This is a genomic window from Oscillatoria sp. CS-180, assembly GCF_028330965.1.
In the GTDB taxonomy this organism is placed as follows: Bacteria; Cyanobacteriota; Cyanobacteriia; order Phormidesmidales; family Phormidesmidaceae; genus Halomicronema.
In genome coordinates this window covers 1-25,130 of the sequence record NZ_JAQMUB010000056.1, presented here as the reverse complement: position 1 = coordinate 25,130, position 25,130 = coordinate 1, and the positions used below count along the sequence as shown (strand labels likewise).

At 51.3% G+C, this 25,130-nt stretch carries 11 protein-coding genes; 5 read left to right on the top strand and 6 right to left on the bottom strand.

Features of this window, described 5'->3' with window-relative positions; genetic code table 11:
* Nucleotides 1–22: 22 nt before the first annotated feature.
* Nucleotides 23–1,480, bottom strand: a complete 1,458-nt coding sequence (locus PN498_RS13495) for a GAF domain-containing sensor histidine kinase (RefSeq protein WP_272063331.1) — start codon at nucleotides 1,478–1,480, stop codon at nucleotides 23–25.
* A 1,517-nt stretch (nucleotides 1,481–2,997) separates the two neighbouring features.
* Between PN498_RS13495 and PN498_RS13490 the strand changes: the two genes are divergently transcribed.
* On the top strand, nucleotides 2,998–11,787 hold the full coding sequence (locus tag PN498_RS13490) for a LamG-like jellyroll fold domain-containing protein (RefSeq protein WP_272063330.1): 8,790 nt from the start codon (nucleotides 2,998–3,000) through the stop codon (nucleotides 11,785–11,787).
* A gap of 165 nt (nucleotides 11,788–11,952) precedes the next feature.
* Here PN498_RS13490 and PN498_RS13485 read toward each other — a convergent pair whose 3' ends face one another.
* Nucleotides 11,953–13,134 (bottom strand): bifunctional sterol desaturase/short chain dehydrogenase, encoded by a 1,182-nt coding sequence (locus PN498_RS13485; protein ID WP_272063329.1) that lies wholly within the window; start codon nucleotides 13,132–13,134, stop codon nucleotides 11,953–11,955.
* A gap of 94 nt (nucleotides 13,135–13,228) precedes the next feature.
* On the opposite strand from PN498_RS13485, the gene PN498_RS13480 reads away from it, so the two are divergent.
* Nucleotides 13,229–13,651 (top strand): PPC domain-containing DNA-binding protein, encoded by a 423-nt coding sequence (locus tag PN498_RS13480; protein WP_272063328.1) that lies wholly within the window; start codon nucleotides 13,229–13,231, stop codon nucleotides 13,649–13,651.
* Nucleotides 13,652–13,722: 71 nt separating this feature from the next.
* On the opposite strand, the gene PN498_RS13475 is transcribed toward PN498_RS13480, so the two are convergent.
* Nucleotides 13,723–14,217, bottom strand: coding sequence for a DUF1499 domain-containing protein (locus PN498_RS13475; protein ID WP_272063327.1), 495 nt, complete (start codon nucleotides 14,215–14,217; stop codon nucleotides 13,723–13,725).
* Nucleotides 14,218–14,304: 87 nt separating this feature from the next.
* Here PN498_RS13475 and PN498_RS13470 point away from each other — a divergent pair, with 87 nt between their 5' ends.
* Nucleotides 14,305–14,718 (top strand): DUF2358 domain-containing protein, encoded by a 414-nt coding sequence (locus PN498_RS13470; RefSeq protein WP_272063375.1) that lies wholly within the window; start codon nucleotides 14,305–14,307, stop codon nucleotides 14,716–14,718.
* 251 nt (nucleotides 14,719–14,969) lie between these two features.
* On the opposite strand, the gene PN498_RS13465 is transcribed toward PN498_RS13470, so the two are convergent.
* On the bottom strand, nucleotides 14,970–15,815 hold the full coding sequence (locus tag PN498_RS13465; protein ID WP_272063326.1) for a hypothetical protein: 846 nt from the start codon (nucleotides 15,813–15,815) through the stop codon (nucleotides 14,970–14,972).
* A gap of 183 nt (nucleotides 15,816–15,998) precedes the next feature.
* Complete coding sequence (locus PN498_RS13460) at nucleotides 15,999–19,556, bottom strand: NB-ARC domain-containing protein (protein ID WP_272063325.1); 3,558 nt, start codon at nucleotides 19,554–19,556, stop codon at nucleotides 15,999–16,001.
* A 537-nt stretch (nucleotides 19,557–20,093) separates the two neighbouring features.
* On the opposite strand from PN498_RS13460, the gene PN498_RS13455 reads away from it, so the two are divergent.
* Nucleotides 20,094–20,342 carry a hypothetical protein gene (locus PN498_RS13455; RefSeq protein WP_272063324.1) on the top strand — a complete coding sequence of 83 codons (249 nt, stop codon included), beginning with the start codon at nucleotides 20,094–20,096 and terminating at the stop codon, nucleotides 20,340–20,342.
* A gap of 56 nt (nucleotides 20,343–20,398) precedes the next feature.
* Here the strand turns inward: PN498_RS13455 and PN498_RS13450 are convergent, their stop codons facing one another.
* Nucleotides 20,399–23,815, bottom strand: coding sequence for a DUF4347 domain-containing protein (locus PN498_RS13450; protein WP_272063323.1), 3,417 nt, complete (start codon nucleotides 23,813–23,815; stop codon nucleotides 20,399–20,401).
* 743 nt (nucleotides 23,816–24,558) lie between these two features.
* On the opposite strand from PN498_RS13450, the gene PN498_RS13445 reads away from it, so the two are divergent.
* Entirely contained in the window at nucleotides 24,559–24,966 is a 408-nt protein-coding gene (locus PN498_RS13445) for a hypothetical protein (RefSeq protein WP_272063322.1), read from the top strand.
* Nucleotides 24,967–25,130 lie beyond the last annotated feature (164 nt).

The window sequence follows — 25,130 nt, the reverse complement described above, 5'->3', positions numbered from 1 at the left end:
GTAGAAGCAGACTATATTTCCCTTATGTCCAGCTGGGAGTCGCCTCGCCTAAGAATGGCAACATGATGGAGAAACGATAGCCTGACTCAGTATTTCCTTGGAGCGCTAATGTCCCATCATGACGCTCAATAAGATAACGACCTAGCAGCAAAGACAGCGTTTCCCGTGACTCGATGACCTCACGGCGCGTTTTGAAAGTCTTAGCCTGATCTGGCTCGGGAGACACATCGGGAGTTCGTCCGGTTACCCGCGCTAGCAGCATCGACAGGACTTTAGCTTCTTCTTCCGTGTTGTCCAAACGGCGATACAGCGCCACTACAGCATTGTGCAATCCCTCTCCTAGCCACGGATGAGTCATCCGAATGCTGATGTGAAGATTGGTGTCTCGTTCAGAGCTATGAACTCGCAGGGTCCCCCCTTCACCAGACAGCCGCGCAATACTCAAGAGTAGGTGGTACAGCATCTGGCGAATCACGTCTCGATCCAACGTCCAGAGCCGTGAACCAGGTTCCACAGTCACTTGAACTGATTGGCGGTTGCTGTGCAAGACAGGCGCCAATGTTTGTCGGACCTGCTGACCAACAACATCGATATCAACGGAAGTTGGCTGTAAAGGCTGAATGCAAGCATCTAAGGCACTTAGTTCGAGCACCTCGTTAGCGGATTCCAACAGAACCTGACTGCTGTCACGAACGATGTCCGCATATTCCCGCTGTTTGGGAGTCAGCGGACCGTACACTTCGCGGCTGAGCATACTAGCCATGCCGACGATAGTCGTCAGGGGATTACGCATATCTTGAGTAAGCTGACTCATTAGCGTGAGCCGTACGGTATCCAGCAAAGAATTTTTGCCGTCATCCGATTTCAATTCAGACAGTGCCGACGGCGATGATAATGCCCGCGCAAGCTGACATCGCTCATATTCACTAACACTCCAACGGGCGAGCAGTTCCATAAAGGCGATCGCCTCCGCCGAAAACTTATGCGGAGTGGTATCCATTGCCGCCAATAATCCTATACAGGCTCCATCAGATGTCAGCAAAGGCATCCCTAAATAGGATTGAATGCCGTAGTCTCGCACCAGACAAGACTGGACATAAGGAGCATTTTCAGTCATACGAGACACAGCTAGGCTACGTTTTTTGCGTAAAACCGTTTTAATCAAGCTATCTTCCAAAGAGAGTCGCCGCGTCCTAGCTAAAGGATTCATCAAACCCAATTGAGATAATCCGACAGCTGCTTTCAAGACCAACGTATTTTGAGTCGAGATACCGACAAAACAGATGGGAATATCTAAAAATCTAGATGCTGTTTGAGTAGCTTCCTCAAACAGCGGAAACTCAATATTGAGTAGAGATGTTGGCTGTGCCTGAGATGCTTTAGCAGTCGTAGTGGGTTGATTAATAGGCGAATTAAAAGACGAAGGCGCAGATAACGAATTAATGTCTTGTCTAGTATTGAAAGAGATACTCGGTTTCATGAACGCTGCTGCTTTCTGGCTAATTGAGTGTGCACACAGCATTCCCGACCAAAATGCAGCCCTAAACCTATTTATAAAAGTTTCGAGAAGTTCCGTATATTCGTCTAGCTAGTAGCTGGTTGACTCCCTTTTGTCTAACGTTTTATAAAAGACTCTTTTGAATGTTTTCGTATCTTATCCGCTCAGACTTGCGTCTTCCTGTCTCTAACAGAATTTTCACGGAGGAGACATTAAACTTTCAGCGATACTTCAAAACCATATTCGTAAAGAAAAGTATCTCTCTAAAAATCCATCTTTACAGGCTTTTCGTAACATCATCCAACTTACGGTGAAGCAAGGTCTCGCAAGTTTTGTTTGCTCTATAAATGAGTTGTGTATATTCACTAGGGCAAGCCATCTCATTCGGTCCGCGCCCGCTAGTCATAGCCCTTACATGACGAATACGAGCTCCAACTTCAATCAACTTGAGTCTCTGACTTCCCAGCCCTTAAATGCAAAACCCTTTACTTACAGGGCAAGCAGAGGGTAATCAGCAATAGATTCAACCTATTTTTTTGGTTCGGTGTAACCTCTCGTGGTTTTACACTGAGGTGACACACTCAAAATTCCGTGGTTTCAACGTTAAACTTCATACACCCTTTGCCTAAACTTGTTGGTAGCTTGATGGAGTGCCAGGTCTAACTGTTGAAATCCCACAGGTTGTGACTTGAATGACCTGCCTCACTCCTAAAGTGCTTCTACCTTCCAGATTGGGGCTTCTGCCGACAAGGGTTCGTTTCTACCGTTTCTAGTAGATTTTGAATACGGAACAGTTTTTCTTATGCAGATCCTCTCACCAGGTCTTGGTATTAACTCGATTGCGCTTTTGGTGCAGGGAACATCGATCCTAGATTGATGATGTCAACAGCGTATACGAGTATTCTTCGCACCTGAACGAGCTTGTTTTTGAACTGACTTGACTGATTTTCTAGCTTTCTAGAGAACTTTTGAGTCCGCTAAAGGTCTACTCATTTAAAGCACGCGCCGAAGATTTTGACATCGGGTTGTGACGCTCTGAATTCATCTTGTACTCACTTCAGACGTTTCGAGTATTACAGGAAATGTTCAAGACGAGACTGATTGACTAGCAATCAAGTGACTATTTTGCTGTCACTCAGAACATCGCTCATTCAAGAGAATTCGACGTTTTTTGGAGAATTTTAAGTTCTTAAATCAATAACACTGCCAGTGCGATCGCGCTGTCTTCAGAAGGGCTTGGGACAAAACCTTAGTCGGCTCTTCTAAGGCTCGGTATGCGCTGAGATAGGCAGTGCAGAATTTTCACTCATTCATCACAGGAGTCAGTTCTGTCGCATTCAGAATCACTCTTTGTGATCTGCCTTAGTTATCAAGTCATTCTCAATCTCATTCACTGTTTGGAGACGTCATGAAAATTGCAACGTCTTTCTATTTCCTTGTGTCTTTGAGAAAGATTTGGCTCTGTTTTTGTCTACTAATCCATCAGGAGAAGTTTTGAAATGGACATGCAATCCACCGATTCAGATCTCGTTGAAGCCATCAATGAAACGGATATTGGGATGTTGAACACAACACTAGAGAACACCTCACACGACGCTCTAGAAGAAGCCGCAATCCTAGAGCTAGTCTCTGTTGACGAAGCGACCCATATTGCAATCCAAAACGGCTCTTGGTTTGATCCAAATACTTGGAAAGACCAACAGATTCCTGGTAAAGATGCCCGAGTTTTTATTCCTGAGGACGTTTCAGTTCTATACGACGATGCCAATCGCTCACCACTGTTTTCGCTGCGAGTAGACGGTGAGCTTGACTTCGCCACAGACATCGATACTGAAATGGTCATCGACACCTTCGTCGTCTCGCCAACGGGCAAACTCAGCATTGGGTCAGAATCCAATCCCATTCAAAGCGATGCGATCGCCAAAATTACCATCGCTGACAATGGCCTGATCGACACGCTGTGGGATCCGAAGCAACTTAGCCGAGGCGTGCTGTCTTTAGGAACCGTCGAAATTCATGGACAGGAAAAAGCCCCCTATCTGACAGCCGACGTTATGCCCGCTGCTGGCGACAGCACTCTCGTTCTGAGCAACAGTCCTGACAACTGGCGGGTCGGTGACACCCTCGTCATCGCTGGGTCAGGGTCAGAAAATGAGCTTGAAGAGACCGTCACGATTCAGGCGATCGCAGGCAATCGAGTCACGTTAGAACAACCCTTGCAGTTTGACCATGACTCTGCCGCAGAGACCGTAGACACCTATGTCACGAACGTCAGCCGCAACGTCGTCATCGGGACAGAGAATGCTGATAAGCTACCCTCTCATCAGCGCGGTCACGTTCTGTTTGCTAACAGCAACGACATCGACGTTCGCTACGCCGAATTACAAGAGTTGGGACGGACCGACCACTCCAAAACATTTGACAGTGCACTGTTAGATGAGGGCGATCGCACCAACATTCCAGGACGATATGCGCTGCAGCTCAATGAAGTTGGCTCTCAAGCCGATGGAGAATCGGCCACCCTCATCGGAAATAGCATCGTCGGTTCTCCTGGATGGGGTTATGTGCAAGAGAAAAGCCACGTCACTCTGGAAGACAATTCCGTGTACGACGTGCTGGGGGCTGGATTTGTCTCCGCAACCCCTGAAGACAGCGGTAGCTGGCTCGGCAATATTGCTATCAAAACTGAGCCGATGTCAGCCGATGCCGTTCCGGGCATGCCGCAGGAAGCAACTTCAGGCTTCTTAGCCCAGGGCCTAATTTCCAGTCAAAATAACGTCTCAACGGATCCGGCAGCGAACAGTGCCCTGGTTCAATCCGGTACATCTTTTGCGGGTGGAGCCGCTGGGGGCGGAGCGGAGCCGTTCGGGGCCATCCTCTCTTCTGGTTCAGAAAACCTGGGGTCCCGCAATGCTGAGATGTGGGAGTTCGAGGAATGGAGCCTCAAGAACTCTAGCTACCAAGGCAATCCCTTTGACCTGAAAGCGACCGTCACATTTACCCATGCCAAAACAGGCGAAAAGCGCACCACTGGCATGTTCTATGACGGAGATAACAATTGGAACTTCCGCTTTACGGGTGACCTTGAAGGGGAATGGCGATTTGAAACCAATAGCTCCGATAAGGACCTAGATGGCTTTACCGGAAAGGTCAATGTGCGTCCCAACAACAATTCCGAGGCGGATGGTTTCCTCACCAGCGTCGGCAACAAATTTGCCATCCAGACAGACGATGCCAACACGCTCGAAGGGTATCTGCTGAACGTTTACATGAACCAGAGAGATCACTTCAAGCAGGGAGCGCTGGACCAGTGGAATCCATCCAAAACAGACGCTTATCTAGCTGATGCTCGGAAGAATGGTTCGGAGGTTCTCTACTTCCAAATCAACAACAACTGGTTCGACTTTGGTTCTGAGGCCCATTGGGAGCACAACAGCAAAAATCCCGACCAGAAAACCTTTGAGCTACTGGAAAAGGTCATCACAGACGTGCACCAGAAAGGGGGACGGGTTCACTTTTGGGCTTGGGGAGATGAAGATCGCGGTTGGACTCCTGAAGATGGCATCAACAGTGAAGCTGACAAGCGATTGCAGAGCTATATTGCCGCTCGACTGGGACCCCTACCAGGATGGAGCATGGGGTATTCCTTTGATGCTCAAGAATTCACCGACGATAGTCAGATGGAGTCTTGGGCCAAGAACCTGCAAGACCAGATGGGATGGGACCACCTCCTCTTTGCTCGGGGCTATGCCGCTTCTTCAAAGGTTCCTGTTAATGGTCGTTCCTCAAGCAATGACTGGGTTGCCAATAACCTGAGCGGTAACTCCTATTCCTCGAAAGGTCGCTTTCAGGATGGCTTGCAAACATCACCCATTTCACCTCAGAGCATTGAAGAGGTGATTCAAGACATTAACAGCGATAGCAGCAATCCCCACTTTTACGAGGAAAGATTCACCTATAACCGAGCAAACGTCGGTAGCACTCAAGGTAGTCCTATTGACATGAATCGGACTCGTCAAATCTTGTGGTGGCAGGCCATGGCGGGCGGCGTTGGCGGCTGGTATGGTTTCTTCGATCGCGGCGGCAACCAAGGTCCGTCCTATTCCAATCCAGAGCAGTTGAGAACGCACAATACGTTCTGGCATGAAAACAATCGCTTCACCTTGGACCTGCAACAAGCCGACAACCTGGCCGATTCCTCCGACACTCACCTACTCAAGCGAGCTGATGATAGCCGCTACATCATCTACACGGAAGGGCGCGACGATGTGCAGGTCGATTTGCCTAAGTTAGCTGGCAACAGCAAGGTCATCGCAGTCGATACCAAGAAAGGCTACAAGGAAATCAATCTGGGCGACATATCCCAAGGAGACAATCGCAAGATTGACTTGCCTTACCGCTCTGACTGGGCGATCGTCATTGAAGCTGACGGTCCTTCTCAAGGCGGCGGCAGCGGCGGTGGCGACGCCGGCCCTCAGATTGACAAGACGCGACCCAATGCCAGCTTAAAAGCGTCCGACATTACCGCTGAGGGCGGAGCCTTTAAGACCATTGACGTGCAATATACCGATGATCGCGGTCTGGACATTGCCTCAATCAATAACGACGACATTGTTGTCACGAACAGCAAAGGCGATCGCCTGAACACGGTTCTTGCCGAAATTGGCCCAACCAATAACAGCAAATCTATCACAGCAACGTATCGCATCTCGGCTCCCGGCGGTGAGTGGGACGCTAAAGACAATGGTGAATACACCGTTCGTCTACAAAACAACCAGGTGAAGGATACCGCAGGCAACGCTGCCCAAAGTAGCGTTCTGGGTCGCTTTGATGTTGATATCGACGCGGACAATCCCACACCGCCCGACAACGGCGGTGGTTCACCTAAGGAGGGTGACCCTCTCGTATGGTGGACCTTGGATGATGGCCGGGGCAACACGGCTCAAGATGCCACCAAAAACAACCGCGATGGACAACTTCAGAAGGGTGCCGGCTGGACGGTCGACGGCAAACTTGATGGTGCCCTCAACCTGAACGGCAACAATCAGGTAGTCATTGATACGGATGCCGAGAAGTATCTCAACGGCCTGGACGCTATTACCGTTTCCATGTGGGTCAAGTCTGACCAGGTTGGAACTGATCGGGGTTTCCTCACCACGATTACCAATCCTCCCAATGGGCAGGACCCCAATGACCAAAACCTGGGAATTCGCTATGACGACTTTGGGAATAACGGTGGTGGCGACAATGTCATCAAGCTCGGTCTACGAACGACTGAAGGCTCCGTAGAGTACGAATCAGCTGCGAAGGTGCAAACCAAAGATTGGCAGCACGTTGTTCTGTCCTGGGAAAGCGGTAAGGCTCCCAAACTCTATATCGACGGCAAGCTCGACAAGCCCACCTCGGCAGCCCCCGCGATCGGCGGTACGCTCACAGGCGTAACCGACTTGATTGTTGGTAAGGGGCAGCGGGTGCCTGATGCTTGGGATGGCAATATCGATGATGTCCGCATCTATGACAGAGCCTTCAACTCATCTGAAGTTTCTGACCTCTTCCGCAGCAATGATGGCGTACCGACCAACCCAAATCCCAACAAAGCGCCTGACGCGAAAGCAGATGCTTACGAAGTGGCAGCAGATAAAACGCTGACGGTGAATGCCAAGAATGGCGTGTTGGCCAATGACAGTGATGGGGATGGCGATCGCCTCAGCATCAGCGAATCCGATACGACATCAGACAAAGGCGGTACTGTCAAAGTCAACCAAGACGGCAGTTTCAAATACACGCCCGCCGATGACTTCACTGGGACTGACACCTTTGAATACACCGTTAGTGATGGCAAAGGTGGCAAAGATACGGCTCAGGTTAAGGTCGACGTTTCTGCAGCGTCTAACCCCAATCCTCCATCCAATCCCAATCCGCCTACCTCCTCAGGCGATCTGCTTTTGCAATGGGCGTTGGACGATGGGCGCGGCAACACCGCTCAAGACGCAACGGACAATAACCGCGATGGCAAGCTGCAGAAAGGCGCTAGCTGGACGTCTAACGGCAAAGACAAGGGTGCTCTCAGCCTCAGCGGTAACAATCAGTTCGTTCTGGACAATGATGCCGAGAAGTATCTCAATGGGCAGGACGCCATCACGATTTCGATGTGGGTCAAGTCTGACCAGGTTGGAACCGACCGGGGTTTCCTATCCAGTGTTTCGAAAACGGGTAACGACCAGAACCTAGGCATCCGCTACGACGACTTTGGTAGCAATGGCGGCGGTGATGACGTCATCAAGATAGGCTTACGGACCACCGAAGGCGTTGTGGAATATGAGTCGGCGGCAAAAGTCCAAACAAAAGACTGGCAGCACATCGTTCTGTCTTGGGAAAGCGGCAAAGCACCCAAGCTTTATATCGATGGCAAGCTGGATAATCCAACGTCTGCGGCCCCTGCTATTGGCGGCAAGCTGACGGGTATCACAGACCTGCTTGTCGGGAAGGGACAGCGGGTCTCTGAAACCTGGGACGGCAACATCGACGATGTTCGCATCTACGACAAAGCCTTTAGTGGCTCAGAAGTTGCCGACCTCTATGGCGGTGGCGGCGGTGCTGGGCCCACGCCTCAACCCTCCGAAAATCAGGCTCCTGTTGTTAAAGCGGACGCCTATCAAATAGCGGCAGACAAAACGCTGACGGTTAATGCCAAGAACGGGGTGTTAGCCAATGATACTGATGCAGATGGCGATCGCCTCAGCGTCACTTCAGCCGACACGAAATCAGACCAGGGCGGCACCGTCAAGGTCAACAAAGACGGCAGTTTCAAGTACACGCCCACAGACGACTTCGATGGCACCGATACCTTCGAATACACCGCTGACGATGGCAACGGCGGCAAGAGCAAAGGGCAAGTCACCGTGAAGGTTGCCTCGGATGCACCCACCACACCGCCTGTCTCTGATGATTTGCTGCTGCGATGGAGCTTTGATGAAGGCAACGGCAACACTGCCCAGGACCTGACGGATAACAACCGCGACGGTCAGCTTCAGAAGGGCGCGAGCTGGACCAACAACGGTAAATTGGACGGCGCACTCAGCTTGAACGGCAAAAATCAGGCTGTTGTCGATGCTGACGCAGAGAAATACCTCAACGGGGCAGACGCCATCACCATCTCCATGTGGGTGAAATCTGACCAAGTGGGGACCGACCGAGGCTTCCTCACGGGTGTCTCCAAGCCTCCTAGCGGACAGGCTCCCAACGATCAAAACCTGGGTATCCGCTATGACGCCTACGGCAACAACGGCGGTGGCAACAATGTCATCAAGCTTGGACTGCGGACCACTGAAGGTTCGGTGGAATATGAGTCCGCTGCTAATGTGCAGACCAAAGAGTGGCAACACGTTGTTCTATCTTGGGAAAGCGGCAAAGCTCCCAAGGTATACATCGACGGCAAACTGGACAAACCCACCTCGGCAGCTCCCGCCATTGGGGGCACGATCACTGGGGTAACAGACCTCATCGTTGGGGAAGGTCAGCGGGTGTTTGAAGGATGGGATGGTGCGATCGACGACGTTCGCATCTACGATAGAGCCTTCAGCACATCAGAGGTTGACAAGCTCTACAAAGATGCTCCCATCGAACCGCCCAAATCAGGTCCTTCCAGACCCGATCCTGAGCCTCCCTCTGGTGGGGGTGGCGGCGGTACCGGCGGCGGTGGTACTGGCGGCGGTTCTGACACACCAATTGATCCTCCCAATCCCCCTTCTGGCCCCAAAGATCCAGATCAGGGACCGCCAAAGTTTGTTGACGATGACCCCAATTCCATCAGCAGCCTAGAGCGCAAAGTTCGTACGAAGGATCTGGGAGCACTTCAGGAAATCTACAATGTCACATTTGACGAGCGAGGCAAACCTGATGTCCATGTCGGACTAGCCTCAGAGGACACAATCCTGCTGAAGGTGCAGCAGAACGAACTGATTGAAAAGGCATTCACCAGCCAAGATTTCGTCTCTGAGTCATTCGACCTCAATCTCACGAAGAACAACATTGAAGTCGTACTAGAGAACGGTCAGGTTCTGAAGCCGTCTGCGGTGCATCGGAAGTCTAAGGTAGCTGATTCCACTCGGCGTGCTGAGAAGTTCATCGTGGATCACTACTATCACATCGAGTTGCCTAAGGAGCTGGACACAAGCGATGAATACACGATTCGCTTTAAGGACGGCAACCTGGACAACATTTCCTTCACGCCTGAAGACACGGTCTCCCTCGCTATCCACAATGCTCGGGCTTACGATGTCTCAACCACTAACAAGATTGCCAAGCTGTCTAGCTGGATGAGCAAATCCGGTGGTGGCGTTGATTACGAGGAGGGAACTGCTTTCCGAGTCATCGACGATGAGTCTGGCAAGACCGTTTACTCTGGCAAGATTGAGCTGGAGACCAAGAACGATACGCTAGCAGGAACGGACGTTTACACGCTCGACTTCAGTGATGTGACCAAGTCCGGCACCTATCGCATCGAAGTGGAAGGCATTGGTAAGTCTCTCCCCTTTGACATTCGCGAAAACGTGTGGGAATCAATGCTTGATCTGTCGATGGAGGGAATGTACACCCACCGAGCATTTGCTGAACTGGAGCAGCCCTATACCGACTTTGTGCGTCAGGGTAATTCCGACATCAAGTTCTATCAGAGCAGTGTCTCAGAAGCGGATATCTGGTTCTTCAACAAGGGCAATCGTTTCGACCTGCTGCCTAAGAATGCGGACCGCAGCAAATCAGTCAATCTGAGCGGCGGCTGGTTTGATGCAGGCGACTACGACACCAACTTTGCTCACTTTGAAGCGATCATGTCGCTCGTTGACCTGTACGATACCAACCCCGACTACTTCGCGAAGTTCGATCCCAACATCCCAGAGTCAGGCAACAAGATTCCTGATGTTTTGGATGAAGCACTGTGGGGTATTGAGCTGTACAAGCAGCTCCAGCAGCCCAATGGCGGTGTCTCCGCTGGGTTTGAGTTTGATAGCCACCCCGATGGCACAAGAAGCTGGGAGGAAAAGGAAGGGTTCATCTACGCTCCCGACTTCTTTAGCAGCTATCAGTTTGCATCCTCTGCCGCTAAGCTCGCTGAAGCATTAGAGCCCTTTGATGCCAAGCAAGCAGCGGACCTAGAGGAGCGAGCCATTCGCGCATTTGACTGGGCTGAGAAAGAGTACGCGAAGCTGCCATCTTCCTTCAATCGCGACTATGCGGCTAAGAATGCTCGTCAACTCGCCTCGGTTGAGCTTTACAGCCTGACTAAGGATGAGAAATACCACGATGTGTTTGCAAGTTTTGGCTATCGTCAACACACTGCATCTTCCTTCGTCTATGCCCAGCTGGATGACTCCGTTTACACTGCGGTCGATACCAAACTGCAAGACTTCTTGAAAGATAGCGTCATCAAGAAGGCTGACAGCATCATCGCAGACAGCCAGAAAAACGGCTTTGAAACGCTCAACGACACCACCTTTGGTCAGACTTGGGGTTGGAACACCGTTATCACGACTTACAAAGCCAAAGATCTGGCGATGGCGCACCAGCTCAGCGGAGATGAGAAGTATGTTGAGGTGATGGCAGATAGTCAGGCGTTCAACTTAGGCATGAACCCCGACAATATGTCTTACACCACTGGGACCGTAGAGCGAGGACTGGCCTATGACGAGCCGGACGATGTGCTCCATGCTGACGGTATCCATATGGATCAGATTCCTGACGGTATCACCCTGTATGGTTTCTATCCCTATGGCTGGTTTGGCTGGGATGCAGTGAACAAGGCAACTCAAAACACGGTCTTCAACGAGGGCACGAAGAACCTAGACTTCCCGCTCATCGAAGCCTTCAGTGACTACCACAACATGGTGCCGATAACGGAATACACCATCCACCAAACCATCGAGGACCAGGTCTTCGTTAACGGTTACTTAGCGGCTGAAGCGGAGGACGGCAAGGGACGCCAGGCCGACTCGCTGACAGGCATCGTCTCGACTCGACAGCTGGCAGGCGACCCTGACTCTGATGACAGTCTGACAAATTACGCCAAGGCGTCAGACGGCCTCACAGAGACGGCTATGGAGTCTGGCGCAGGCGGCAGCTTCCTACCGATGGACAGCAACTCGAATCAGGATGTTGATGCGATCGCCCTCACCCCCATCGGCAACAGTTCCCTAGAGGACACTGAAGACGCGGCCTTTGGCGATGATCTCGCCACTGTCACAGGCAAGTCTCCATTGGAGGTGGAACCTATGCCCAAAACGGTTGTGTAGCCATCCCTGATTAAACTTCCTCGGGCTGTAAAATATATGGCCTTCTAACTTGAAGAGAACTCGAAGAGACGCGATCGCGATCGCGTCTCTTTTCTTTTTGAGTAGGACTGATATAGCTTTAGCTATCTAGACTTGTGCACCCAATAGCGTCCCCCATCACCCATGCTAGTGAGACCGAGAGAAAAAACGAAAGTACAGCGATTGAGCGGTTTCCTTAATGGGAAATGCAACATACGTCAGGGGATTGATCGTCACGATGATGTTGCGAATGTCTCGTTTAGCCAAAGCAATCACCGCTTTGGCGACCCAGTCAGCCGACATCACTCCGATGGGGTTGAGATTGCTCTTGAAAGGGCCGAGGACAATTTTGCGGATGGTGCAGGGGGCATCATGACGCTTCAGTGTAATTAGATCACCAACAAGGCGTTTAGAAATTTCATACAGCGGGCTGAACGCAGGACCGACCTCCGCCTCGGACGTATTGACCCAAACCTCCTTGGTCGCCGCTCCCGTAGAGGTCGCGGCGGTTGTTGCCATAAAGGCATCCATCAGGGCCAGCACGGAAAGACTGTTGACTTCGAGAGAATGGGCGATCGCATCCGGATCACGTTTTCCATGCACGTTAATGCCGTGATTAATGATAAGAATATCGACTTTCCGAAACAGGTCCTGTAGCTGAGTTTCCCGTCCCGGTTGCCAAGTCGCACTCCGAACCGCATTCGGAAACTGCGCGTTAGGGGATGTCGTCAGTGCAATAGGTTTAGCCCCTTGACGCACCAATTCAGCCATCAGCGCCCGCCCCATGGTGCCGGAAGCACCGGTGACCGCCACTGTTTTGTTCTTCAAAGAAAGTGCTGTCCCCAAGAACTTATCCAAAAAGGTAAAGTGCCCTGCGTAATAAGCATTGACATTATCAAAATGATGCTTCCAATGGTAACTGCGGTTGACTCGCCAAATCCCTGGAATTTCAGTTAACGGTCCCGGCTCATGAGTCAGGTCCGTTTCCACCAGCAGGCCCTGCGATCGCAGAACCGCTCCTCCCAAAAAGCCGGCACTGTAGATGAACCCTACCCATAGCCCCGGAATCCCAGTGATTGAAGCCAAGATGCCAATAGCAGACATCATTGCCAGCGATTCGGGTACGTCATTATAAAGCTGAGCCTTACTGTAAATATCAGCGCTGATCGGCGTAAAGTCTTTCTTGTAAGCACGGTGATGCCAATTATGTAGCGTTTGAAGGGGTGGCCATGAATGACTGACGACATGGTAGATGTCTCGCACCATTTCCACAATGACAATGGCTGCCATTGCCCACAGGCCCTGTCCTATTAACGTTTGCAGTACCATTTCCTCACTCTGCTGATCCTGATTTATTAAAGATGAGCGTTCAAATAACGCTCTAAAATCGAAATTTATACCTTCCTTGCACTCAGCATTATCCATGACAGGCACAGCCTTTGCGCCAACAGCTTTACGTCCCTTTGTCTTACGGCTCTCACCAGGGGATGATCTCAAAGAAAGTTTGCAGCAGCTTGTGCAGCAGCATCGCATTGCTGCCGGTTGTATTTTGACGACGGTCGGTAGTCTGCAACAGGCCAGCCTACGCTTTGCGGGTCAAGACACGGCTACCCTCTTCCACGATCGCTTTGAAATTGTCTCTCTGGTCGGCACGCTATCCCTGGAAGGACTGCATCTGCACATGGCGATCGCTAACGCCCAAGGCCAAACCTGCGGTGGCCATATTATGCCGGGTTGCCTTGTTTATACGACTGCGGAGATCGTGATCGGCGTGCTTGCCGGTGTGGAATTTCAGCGACGCTTGGACGAAGCGACGGGGTATCGGGAGTTGAAGATCAGTCAGTAGGGAGGGACGTAGAAGGGGAGAGGCGTAGAGGAATTTATGGAACCAGCAGATCTCCATCTCCTGGCTGTTACCTAACTCAACGCGGCTCGGATTGCTTCAATTCGCTTACGGTTGACGCCAAGGTCAGATTCGCCCAGACGGGAAGCAGAGCGGACGTGAATTGTGCCAGGTTCATCTGCGGGGAAATAGAATTCCACGTCGTCTACGAACCCCATTAATTTGCTGGTAAATTCGGCGTAGAGATAATTATCAGCCTGTTCAATGACTTCACTGCCAGGTTGAGCTTCCACAACTTGCCTCAGAGACGCCATCGCCTGAGCTGAATCACCCGAGTAGGTGAGGGGAGCGATCGCGTGTTGAGCGTCCTCATCTCCTTGGCTGACAACGCAGTTGGGGCTTTTGGGGCAAGCGGTTAGGCGACCCGCTTTGACGCCAATATTGCTAGGGCGAGAGCCACTAAACAAGGCTTTGAATCCGGGTAGTGCAGCAATCATAGGTGAAGTTTCAGCGTGGGCAATTTGAGGAAATCCAAGAAAAATGAAGGCTCCGAATAAACTGACGAGCACAGCAGTTTTGAATGCCTTGACCATAAGATGGAGGATGTACCACTCACAACATCCATCAGCAGTTTAGCGGAATCTCAGGCTAGAACTATGGCGATCGCCCTTGATTATGCACCGATTCTCGACACATTGCGGGCAGATTTACCGACACTGTTCGAGCAAGACATTTCCTACGACATCTACACCCAGGACATCTTTTTCAAGGATCCGGTCAATCAGTTCAAAGGGAAATTCAACTACCGCATTATTTTCTGGACGCTCAGGTTTCACGGTCGCCTCTTCTTCTCAGACCTGCACTTCGACCTGCACGATGTTCGAGTTGAAGACGAACGGACGATCCGTGCTGACTGGACAGTCCGAGGAACTCTACGCTTGCCCTGGCATCCCAAACTTTTCTTCAACGGTTATTCGATTTATTCGCTCAATGAAGCTGGCAAAATCTATGATCACCGGGATACTTGGGATCGCCCACCGGGAGAAATCTTAAAGCAGTTTGGCTGGTAACGTAGCGTTGCCGAACAATGATGTCTGGATGTCTGTAGGCATAGCTTTAGCTACTTCAGGAAATCTCAGGAAAGAACTTACAGCTGGTAGGGTGTCATTAGCGCAACGTAACGTACCACAGCAGGTCTTTTTATAGCCCTGTACAGTTGGTTAAGTCCATCTCAGTATCTTAAGGGAGCAGGGAATGGGGAACAGGGAATGAGGTGTGCTTGATTCAAATACATGCCGCTATAACCGATGACGCGCCCTAGCTAGACGTTATGATCCTTCAACTTATTGATTTGCAGCGATTCCCAAACCATCGCTAAGCCAGCAAGACCGAGCAGGACAAACGCTCCCATCCAGGCCCAGTTGCCGAAGCTCTCCCAGTCAATTTTGCGGACAGCCCGATCCACAATTACAACACCAGCCACAACAAAACCGCTCAAGGTCGCCTGGATCAGTCCAAAGGCCCAAAATTCCAGTGCAGTTGCGTGTCGAGCAAGTAAAGCTGCCCCAGTTGCCCCCGTCAGAAACATTGCGCTGTAGATTTGGCAATGGAAAGCATCCAGCGGCCACGGCCAGAACAGTCCAAAACGGGCTGGCAACAGCAAAAGCCCCAAGCCATACACACCCAAAAAAATCGCCTGTAGCCACAGATACCGCTTCCAAAGGCCGGGCACATGCTCGCTCGCAGCAAACATGTGCTTGCCATAGCGACCAAGGTAATAGCTTGATCCTAAGCAATCTGCGCCATAGACGCCGAACCAAATGGCTGTGGCCCGTCGCGCAGGATCAAACTGTCCCACATGAAGAAAAGAGACCACCAGAACAACCGTCGTAAACACCCACATTAACGGCACAATCAGGCGTGCAGACAGTGCTCGTCGCGTTACCAGCAAAAACGAAAGCCCGATCAATGCGGTGAGATAAACAGCCCCTAAAAACCGAGTATTGAACGGCGTTAACGACCAGACCCAGCGAGGTCGGGCAAACTCTGGAACAAAGAATAAACCACCGCCCACCAGTAATAACAAAACGCTAGAAATAAGCGCCATGATGAAGAGGGGAGCCGGAATCAAGGCAGTGGGTTTCTTGATTGCGGTCTTCGAGGGCATTGGTAACATCGGCATCATCTAGAGCCTCAGAGTTGATCAGGTTTCAATTGCGAGTTTTGTGAGTTCTACTGACTGGCTCCGCCCGGGTAGCGTCTCCGGAGGAGAGATTTCAAGTGAAACAGCCCCAGCAAAATTCAAAACTGTGAACTTAAAACTCATCCATTCCTATCCATCCCCACCGCCTTATCGTTCTACAGCGCCCAACTGCTTTAGGATTGTGATCTGAGCCTCCGTCAATCCCACGACCCTCGTAATGTCCATACCTTCGTAGGGTTCTTGCGTCTTTAAGGTTTGTAAACACTGCCCCGTCGCGACTGACCATAGCTTGATCGTCTTATCATCACTGCCACTGGCCAGGGATTGTCCGTCTGGACTAAACGCCACCGACCAGACACTATTACCGTGACCTTTCAGGGTGTTCACACAGTCACCCGTTTGGGCGTGCCAAAGTTTGACTGTATGATCAGCGCTGCCGCTGGCAATCTGTTGCCCGTCGGGACTGACGTCTACCGACATGACCCAGTTACGGTGACCGCTGAGTATCTGCTGACATTCACCTGTGTTGACATCCCAGAGGCGTACCGTTTGATCAATGCTGCTGCTCACCAGGTAGTCACCTTGAGGCGCAAACGCGATCGCCCACACCCCACTCAGATGGCCGGATAACGTTTGTAGACATTCACCCGTTTTGATATCCCAAAGCTTGAGAGTGCGATCATAGGAGCCACTGGCAAGAATCTGCTTTTGAGGGTGAAAGGCAACGGCACAAACCCAATGTCGATGGCCGGTCAGGGTTTGACAGCAACGACCTGCCTGCACATCCCAGAGGCGAATGCTGTGATCGGCACTGCCACTTGCTAGGTATTGGCCGTCAGCATCAAACGCGACTGACCAAACCGCCTGTGTATGACCAGATAGGGTTTTGTAGGGCTTTTGAGAGGACAGTTCCCACAGGCGTACGTTGCCATCTTCATTACCACTCGCTAGTAAATTGCCCTGGGGGCTAAACGTCACTGACCAAATCGCTTTCTCAGCCCCCGACAGAGTGTGGAGGCAGTTGCCCGACGCTACATCCCACACCTGTAAGCGGCGATCGCCATGTCCACTCACCAAGGTATCTCCCTGGGGATTAAAGGCCACCGACCAGACCCAGTTGCTGTTCCCGTGGAGCGTCTTGAGACACTGACCATTGGTCATGCGCCAGAGTCGCATCGTCCGATCTTCACTGCCGCTGGCAAGATAGTCGCCTTGGGGGCTAAAAGCCACTGCCCAGACCCAATTTTGGTGCCCTGATAAGACCCTCAGACACCGACCCGTCTTGACATCCCAAAGCTGCACGGTTTGATCGGCACTCCCGCTAGCCAGCATGTCGCCCTGCGGACTAAAGGCCACTGACCAGACCCAATTGCGGTGGCCTGCTAATGTGTGCTGACAGCGCCCCGATTGCACATCCCAGAGTTTGATCATGCGATCAGCACTCCCGCTAGCCAGCCTGTCACCCTGCGGGCTAAAGGCCACCGACCAGACCCCATGCTCATGGTCTGAGAGGGTCTGTAAACACTCTCCAGAGTTGATGTCCCAAAGCTTGACAGTGCGATCAACACTCCCACTAGCCAGTGTGTCTCCCTGAGGACTGAAGGCCACTGACCACACGCCTCGGGCATGTCCCTTTAAGGTCTGTAGACAGTTGCCAGTTTGCACATCCCAGAGTTTGATGGTGTGGTCGGCACTCCCACTGGCAAGGTATTGACCATCAGCACTGAACGCCACCGACATCACCCAGTTGCTGTGACCTTCTAGGGTCTGTAGGCACGTTCCTGTGCTGGCCTTCCAGAGTTTGAGAGTACAATCGGCGCTACCGCTGGCTAATTGCTGCCCATCGGGGCTAAAGGCCAGAGAACAAATCCAATTACGATGCCCCCGAAACGTTAGTAAGTGCGTGTCAATGTCTCCTGAGGACAAATCGAGCTGCCAAATCCAAATTTCACTATTCGTATCGCCCGTTGCTAAGGATTGTCCATCGGGGCTAAAGGCCAGCGTCCGAATACTGCCAAAGGGCTGGTTGAACAAGGCATTTGAGAGGTCTGAGTTAGCAAAGCTGGTATCGCGCAGCGTCAGTCCTTGGCAGTTGGCCTGCCAAAGAATCAACTCAGAAAAGTCATAGCTCTGTAAGTCAACCTGGAGATGACGCAGCAGATTGAAGAGATTACCGCCTGCATAGCCCGTTTCTTGAGCTGGTTTGCCCTTCAGGCTTGCTAGCATTTCGCTGAGATGAACTGACCAATCAGCCGTGACTGGATAGTCTGCTTGCAACCGTTCAGCAATGGGCTGCAAAATCAGGCGGGTCTGGGCCTCGTAAATATAGTCTTTGGCATTGGCCTGCACAAGGGCATGGCTGCGGAGTAAATTCAGTTCGTGATGGTTAATTTCACGGCACACTTGCTCAATCAGTTCGCCAATCAGATAGTCCATGATGACTGGCTGCTGAGTGATGCGGGCCTGTTCTTTTTCCACCAGCGATCGCTGAGCCAAGGCGTCAATGGCCTGCAAGATGTCCCCCAACCCAGTCGGATCTACTAAGTCAGATCGGAGCGTTTGCCAAGCGATCGGTTCGCGGTTAATCGCCAGCCAGTACATGATTGTGCGTTCTAAAGACGTGAGGTGCTCAAGCTGCTGGGCTAACAACTGGCGGATATCGGAAAACAGAAAAGGGGTTTGCTGGCGCAAGGCTAAGAACTGGGCAAGACTGCCCTCAAAGTAATCTTTGACCACAGGCGCGATTATCTTGAGGGCTAGCGGATTACCGCCATAGGTGTTGACTAGGTCCAGCCACTCGGCCTCTGATCCGGTAAATAGCCCCTTCGTTTGCAGCAGGTCTCGACTATCAGCGACGGGCAGACCGGCAAGGTTAAGGCAGCGTACGGGCAAATCATCCCCCACCAGTGCCGCCAATTGGCGAGGCCATTCCCGAGAAGTTAATAAGAGACAGCTATTGTGATTCGTCTCCCCAACAGTTTGAAAGAGCTGTCGGTAAGCGCCATAGTCTTCTGGGGCAGGGCGATCGCGCTCCTGCAAAATCGATTCCACATTATCGAGGATGACCAGACACCGACTATTGCGCAGCACCCGAATGAGATGCCGAATCTGATTGTCGAAACTATCAGGCAGTGAATCTTGAGGGCGATCGCTACCCGATTGATGAGAAAAAAATTGCAGCAAATCGTTCAGCAGGTCTTGAATCGCGGGTGCATTCCGCAGACTTCGCCAAATCAGATACTCAAACTCGCCTTGAATATGGTGGGCCAATCTTACCGACAAGGTTGTTTTCCCCATGCCCCCCATACCCAGAAGGGTCACCAGTCGGCAGCGGTCAACGCTGACCCAACGCTGCAAGGTGGCTAGCTCAGCGACTCGGCCATAAAAAACAGAAGCATCAGGAGCCTCACCCCAGTCTTGCTGTGCGGAAGGTAAGGTCACTGTAAGCGAGGCTGAGGGCGGCTTCGTCGGAGATGTCTGAGGACCTTCCAAATCAGCAATGGATTGCCAGTCCAGATTGAGGACCTGACACAGTTCTGAAAAGGTTGCAAAGTCGACAGGCTTACCCGCCAGGAACTTTTTAACCGTTGCCAAAGAAAATCCGGCTTCCTCAGCCAGCGCTCTCTGAGTCGGAAAGCCATTCCGCGCGATCGCAAGCCGAAGCCTATCACGGTAATCGCTACGGGCTTTGAGTGAGCGTGGCATGATCGTTCACCTCGGCAAACTCAACAGGGGTGCTCATACAGTGAAATCGTCTCACCCCAATTTTGGCACTGGAGCGCGTCCTTAAGCCAAAACCAGGACTCTATCTATAACCCAGGCCTAAACCATTTCTAGCACTGAACGATGAGGCGGTGCTTAAGAGGGATAACTCGTTCATCTCTAGAGTCAGTAAAGACTGCTTGGCCCCCATTTTTTCCATATCGATATTATTAATGATTTCAATGTTGCTGAAGGGGACCTGCTTTAAATTGAATTCGCTCTACTACCCGAAAGCAGATTCGGCAGCATCAGTGACGTAATGGACTAGCTGAGCTACAACAGTTCGACCGGTGCTCTATCGCTTGACACGACTCAGATTGCCACTCTAGAGAATCCCGTCGGCGGCTTTAACGTAAACGAGCACGTTGCAGTCGTTTAGTCAGCGGACTCAAGCTGAGTTGAAAAATCACTGAAGTCAAAAGGCAGTAGCTTGCATTTGCAAACTACTGCCTTTTTGACAGAATCGCACGATTGCCATTCTTGCAAGATGTAGAGCGTCTATTTCAAACCATTAGCAATGGTGAAGTTGTCGGCTATGTTACCGCTTCGCCTTTATCAAAACTAACGGTTAAAGAGTTGTTGACTCAAATGCTGAAACCTCCAACTAATCCAGAAAATATGGAAGGTTGGCTATTAGCGTTCTCCTCTTCTGGGGTGCAAGTTTGCGCTCCGAAAGAGGAAATAAGGGGATCTCCAGGAAAGCATTTACCGCTGGTAGGGGGGCATTAGCGCAGCGTAATGCACCCCAGCCGGGTCTTTTTATTTTCAGAGATCTCCTAAGCCCTTCATGAGACCAGCACGAAGGAGGATTCCGTTAGCGCCTCAGCACCCACCCCAAGAACAGTAGCGAGGGTTTGACCGTTGAACTCAATCAACGCATCTTCGGCTTCTTGACCGATTGTGAGTTGATTGAAGCTCAAAGTGCCAAAGAGACCGATGAAGTCGGTATCCACTTCAAAATCGGTGATGGTGTCTGTGCCGTCGCCAATAGCAAGGACAAAGGTATCGCTACCGCTGCCGCCAGAATCATCATCACCCGTTAGGGTATCGTCGCCGTCGCCACCCCAGAGCAGATCATCTCCATCGTCGCCCCAGATGACGTCGTCACCAGCATCACCATAGAGCGAATCATCGCCGCTTTTGCCACCAATGCGGTCATTCCCATCGCCACCATAGATGGTGTCATTGCCGCCGGGTTCGCCGACTTGAGGAGAGCGGCTGTTGCGATCGCCCCGCAGCACATCATCGCCAGCTTCTCCAAAGAGGACATCATCGCCGAGTCCGCCCGCCACCGTATCATCACCATCCAAGGCATAGATCACGTCGGCAGTATTCTCGCCAACTAAAGTCTCAGCGGCATCTGAGCCTTCCGTGACAACAGCATCCTCTGGAGCTGCTACAACATCTAAGAACACTGCTGTCGGCACGCCCCAGTTGCCTGCCGCATCCTGACCTTCGATAAATAGGGTATACCGTCCAGACGCTAAGTTAGCGGTATCAATAGTGGCCGTCAGGGACTCAACAGAACTGTCAAAGGCACCATCTGCAGCTGTCATGTCGAACAGTTCAGCCTCCGGTATCCAAGCCGGAACGTTGATGGAGTAGCGCCCAGCTGCAATGTTTTCGAAGGTTGAGGGGGTTTCATCCTGACCACCCCCGATCGCATCACTGTCGGCATAGCGGCTATCGTCGGCGACAGCCAATAGCTCCACCGAAGTCCCCGCAACCACTTGGGGACGATCCAGAGTCACCTCTATCGCCTCTGGGCCGAAGGGCGTTTGATACGGACGACGTGCTGCTTTCGTCATGTAATACATGGCCGGAATGTTGTCCGGCAGGATTTCATTTTCGAAATCCTCACTCGGCTGGAAGAAGCTCGTGCCAATCTCCAAGGTAAATCCAGGAATTCCGAAAGTGGCATAGGCCCAGTCATCTGTCGCCCCTCCCACAGCCCCAAACACCTGAGCGGGCAGCGCGTCATAGGGTTCTCCAACGGCTCCTGTAAAGAAGCCATAGCGATCGGCGAGATTGCTGAGTTCAGCATCATTGGGAGCAATCAAGCCCTCAGCCCAACCCCAGGAGTAGAGAATCGCTTCCGCAAAGCTGTGATAGTCAATATAAATGCCGGAGATATCATCGGGAACCGGAGCATAAATTCGCTCCAGCTCGGGTGTCGGGTCGTTGAGGAGTTCGGGTCCGTTCGGTTCAAACAGCGTAGCCACATACTCACCAACCGCCGCACTCTCTGGCTCTGAAAAAGGCCCCGAGCCATGGTAGCTATTCGAGGCTGGATTATCCGTAGAGCCAATCCCTGTCGTGCCATCGCTGGCAACTCCGTTGGCCCACTCAAATCCATAGTTGCGGTTTAAGTCAACGCCGAAGGTCGGGAATGGAGCTGGCTCATCACCTGGTTGAGGATTGGGGTTCGTGTTTTTCCGCCACAAATAGCCCTGTTCTGCAATCTTGCGACCATCCGGATTAACGATGGGGACAATGTGCACCTCGTTGTAGTCCAACAGCCAAGTGGTGTCAGGATCAACACCGTAACCCGCCACCAGATCCTCAGCAAAGCGCGTTACCAGCTCTGTTGTGGTGTACTCTCGGGCATGAATCGTGGCCTGCATAAAAAACACAGGCTTGTCGCTACCGTCGGCTGGAGTAAACGACTCATTAGTCAGCTTTAGGGCAAAAATGTCGTAGCCTTCGGCACCGCCCGGCGTGATGCGATCGTAACTGTCGCCAATATCAATCCAATCGGCTAATTCAGGGTTTTCCTCCGTCAGCGCCTCTAGATCGCTGTAGGTTTCTTCGACAGTACGATAGCTAGGAAAGAATGGAATGCCCGCATCGGTAATGATGCCTTCGATATCGTCCACGACAACAGCATCGTAGTCAGAATCAGTGCTGCTAATCTCAACACCAATGGAGGTAGCTTCTTCCCCCTCTTCGATATCGTCTTGAACAGCCGTCAAGGTCACGAGCTGGGGAGTGTCCCAATTCTCAGGGGTAAACGTAACGGCATCGACTGTTTCCACCTCAGTGGTATCAGGGGTGAAGCTCACCGTCACCGCTTCGGTTGGGGCCGTAGCCAGCTCCACAATTAGGGTCTGTTCCGTTCCCCCTTCGCTTAGGCCGAATTGATCACCGGGAACGGCAATCAAAACGTCTGGTGCTAAGGGAATTCCGGCGACGTTGTCGAGTACCCAAGCATCACCATCGTCGTTTTCCAGCACAAAGCTGACGTAAATCGACTCCCCGACATAAGCGCTTAAATCGACATCGAAGGTTTGGAAATCCTCGGTGAAATCAACTGAGGTGTAAGTGGCAACGGTTTCGTAACTAGCCTGATCGGTTTGGCCACCCGTCGAGACCCGCACAGAGAAGTCCGTCGGCGTGTTGCCCAAAAACGTCAGAGCATCAAATGACAGGGTGCTGTTGTCGGCGTCAGGCTGTAGCAGGGTCGTGACTAGCCAGTCCTGCGCGGATCCACCTTCGATATCCTCGCCAAAGACAAAAGCAACGCTGTTCCCACCCAGCGACCCCACTGACCAAGCGTTGTTGCCTGGAAAAAGCGGTTCCTCGGCGTCAGACTCACTGACTCCATCAAAAGACGTCCAGCCAGGAGGCGGAAAGCCACCATCAAAGCCTTCTTCTAGCACGGCAAAAACGGAGGCGTAGGCAGCGATCGCCTCGGGTTGAAACGCTAAGTCAGATCGCGCCTGTCCCGTAGTGACATCTAAGGTCCAATCACCCCCTAGCTGAGCACTGCCAACGGGAGTGCTGGAGGCCGCCATTTCAGCGCCAACAAGAGATTTCAACTGCGTTAGGAACGCGGCTCCAGAGGCTTCAGCCGCGACATTACATCCATAGAACAGAACTTCAGCATCCGATCGCAGAGCGCTGCGCCAGGATTTCAGGGCATTCGCATAGCGATCCAGGGTTTTGAGTGTGAGCTGGGTATTGCCGAGCTGCAAGGCTCCAGAACGCCCATGGGAAACGATATGAATGCTGGTCAGATCAGCGTAGTGCAGCAGCGCAGTTGTGATCTGGTGAATACCATCTTGCTTGGGATCCAGAAGTATGACGTCTGAATTAGGAGCTGCCCCAGCTATCAAACTAGCGGAATCATCAATGGACAAATCGATGAACACTAGGCGATCGCAAGATGCAGAATTGGAGAATTTAAATGTGGAATCTTTCACGATTAAAACCGTTGGTAAATGCCATCCTTGACTCTTAAATGAATAGATGCTGCCGTTCAACCCGTGAGACACATTGTCAAGATGCAGTACTAGATTTCAGATTTTAATCTGAGTAAAACGAGCAAAATGCATTTGCAAAGTCTCCTATTTGCAAGACCCAATCTGACACAGCATCAAAACGTGACTCAAGCCTATTCAAAACCTGTTTAAAGCCTTTAAAGATAGGCTTATTTTCATATAGCCGTCGGCAGTTCCATTGAGAACAAGATGGCGAGCATCTCGCTAGTATGCTAAGTATCGGGCGTGACTTGGTGACCTAGCTAACGCTAAAGCAATAAACCCAACCGACGTGAAAACAGGTCATTTAGCTTTCCTGAGTTGCCAATCTCCCCGATCCACACCTTCGATGTGGTCACATTCGATACAGATTACGAAGACTTAACGGTTATATCCCAATCAGAATCTCAGTATATTTACTTGGGATTCAAACCAAGACAGCCTTTGGATTTATTGTTATAGTCAAATAAAATTCAATTAGCAAAACTTAGCAGACATTATAGGAATTGGGATATCCCTCATATCCTTTTTCAACTAATCAAATTTAACCAGACAATGCAGTTTATTTTGAGCTAAGTTGCATCCCAACGATCAGGTTTGTTAGGAACGGTTCCAACCAATCACAGTGGCAAAGCTGCTATATGATGCAGAGACCTAGCACATTAATGAGCATCTTTTGAAAGACGATGTTGGCTCCTTTACCTACTTTTCTAGCTACTGTAGTCAGTATCGTTCCGCTGACGCACCTCTCAATCAGTCCGCTATCCGAGATGCCTAATGGCAGGCACTATTACTCTGAGACGTCGGCCTCAGAGTTTCTAGATGCTCCCTATGTCTTATTCCAAAAGTGGGGGCGTATTGTTGTTGGGATTGACAGTTCTTCCCGTTCAGGGACAGCTTGCTTTAAGGGGTTCATTGAGGACAACGCAATTGTTGATGCAACCCGTGTTTCACCTCCCTACACACCTGATGCCGCGTGGGACTATCAATCTGGTGAAATGCTGAATTTGAGCCATTACTATAGAGTCACCGATCCTATCTCAGACGCGGAACAAGCTGCTCTAGAAGTCTGCCTAGAGGTCTTTGCCCGGTAGCACTCTATTTCGGCGCAAATATATAGCGTTAGCCTTCTAGGTTTACACACCTAATAGCCTCTGAGGACAGAACTGACGACGGCTATATATCGATTCTCGTTTATCAGCTCTACAGATGTCGTAGCTCAGCAAAGTAATGGCGCAATGTTCGTTCAATCTTAAAT

What these genes read in the sequence shown, in the direction of transcription:
- PN498_RS13495 (WP_272063331.1), bottom strand. Translation starts at nt 1,480, where the DNA reads ATGAAACCGAGTATCTCTTTCAATACTAGACAAGACATTAATTCGTTA.
- PN498_RS13490 (WP_272063330.1), top strand. Translation starts at nt 2,998, where the DNA reads ATGGACATGCAATCCACCGATTCAGATCTCGTTGAAGCCATCAATGAA.
- PN498_RS13485 (WP_272063329.1), bottom strand. Translation starts at nt 13,134, where the DNA reads ATGGTACTGCAAACGTTAATAGGACAGGGCCTGTGGGCAATGGCAGCC.
- PN498_RS13480 (WP_272063328.1), top strand. Translation starts at nt 13,229, where the DNA reads ATGACAGGCACAGCCTTTGCGCCAACAGCTTTACGTCCCTTTGTCTTA.
- PN498_RS13470 (WP_272063375.1), top strand. Translation starts at nt 14,305, where the DNA reads ATGGCGATCGCCCTTGATTATGCACCGATTCTCGACACATTGCGGGCA.
- PN498_RS13465 (WP_272063326.1), bottom strand. Translation starts at nt 15,815, where the DNA reads ATGCCCTCGAAGACCGCAATCAAGAAACCCACTGCCTTGATTCCGGCT.
- PN498_RS13460 (WP_272063325.1), bottom strand. Translation starts at nt 19,556, where the DNA reads ATGCCACGCTCACTCAAAGCCCGTAGCGATTACCGTGATAGGCTTCGG.
- PN498_RS13445 (WP_272063322.1), top strand. Translation starts at nt 24,559, where the DNA reads ATGTTGGCTCCTTTACCTACTTTTCTAGCTACTGTAGTCAGTATCGTT.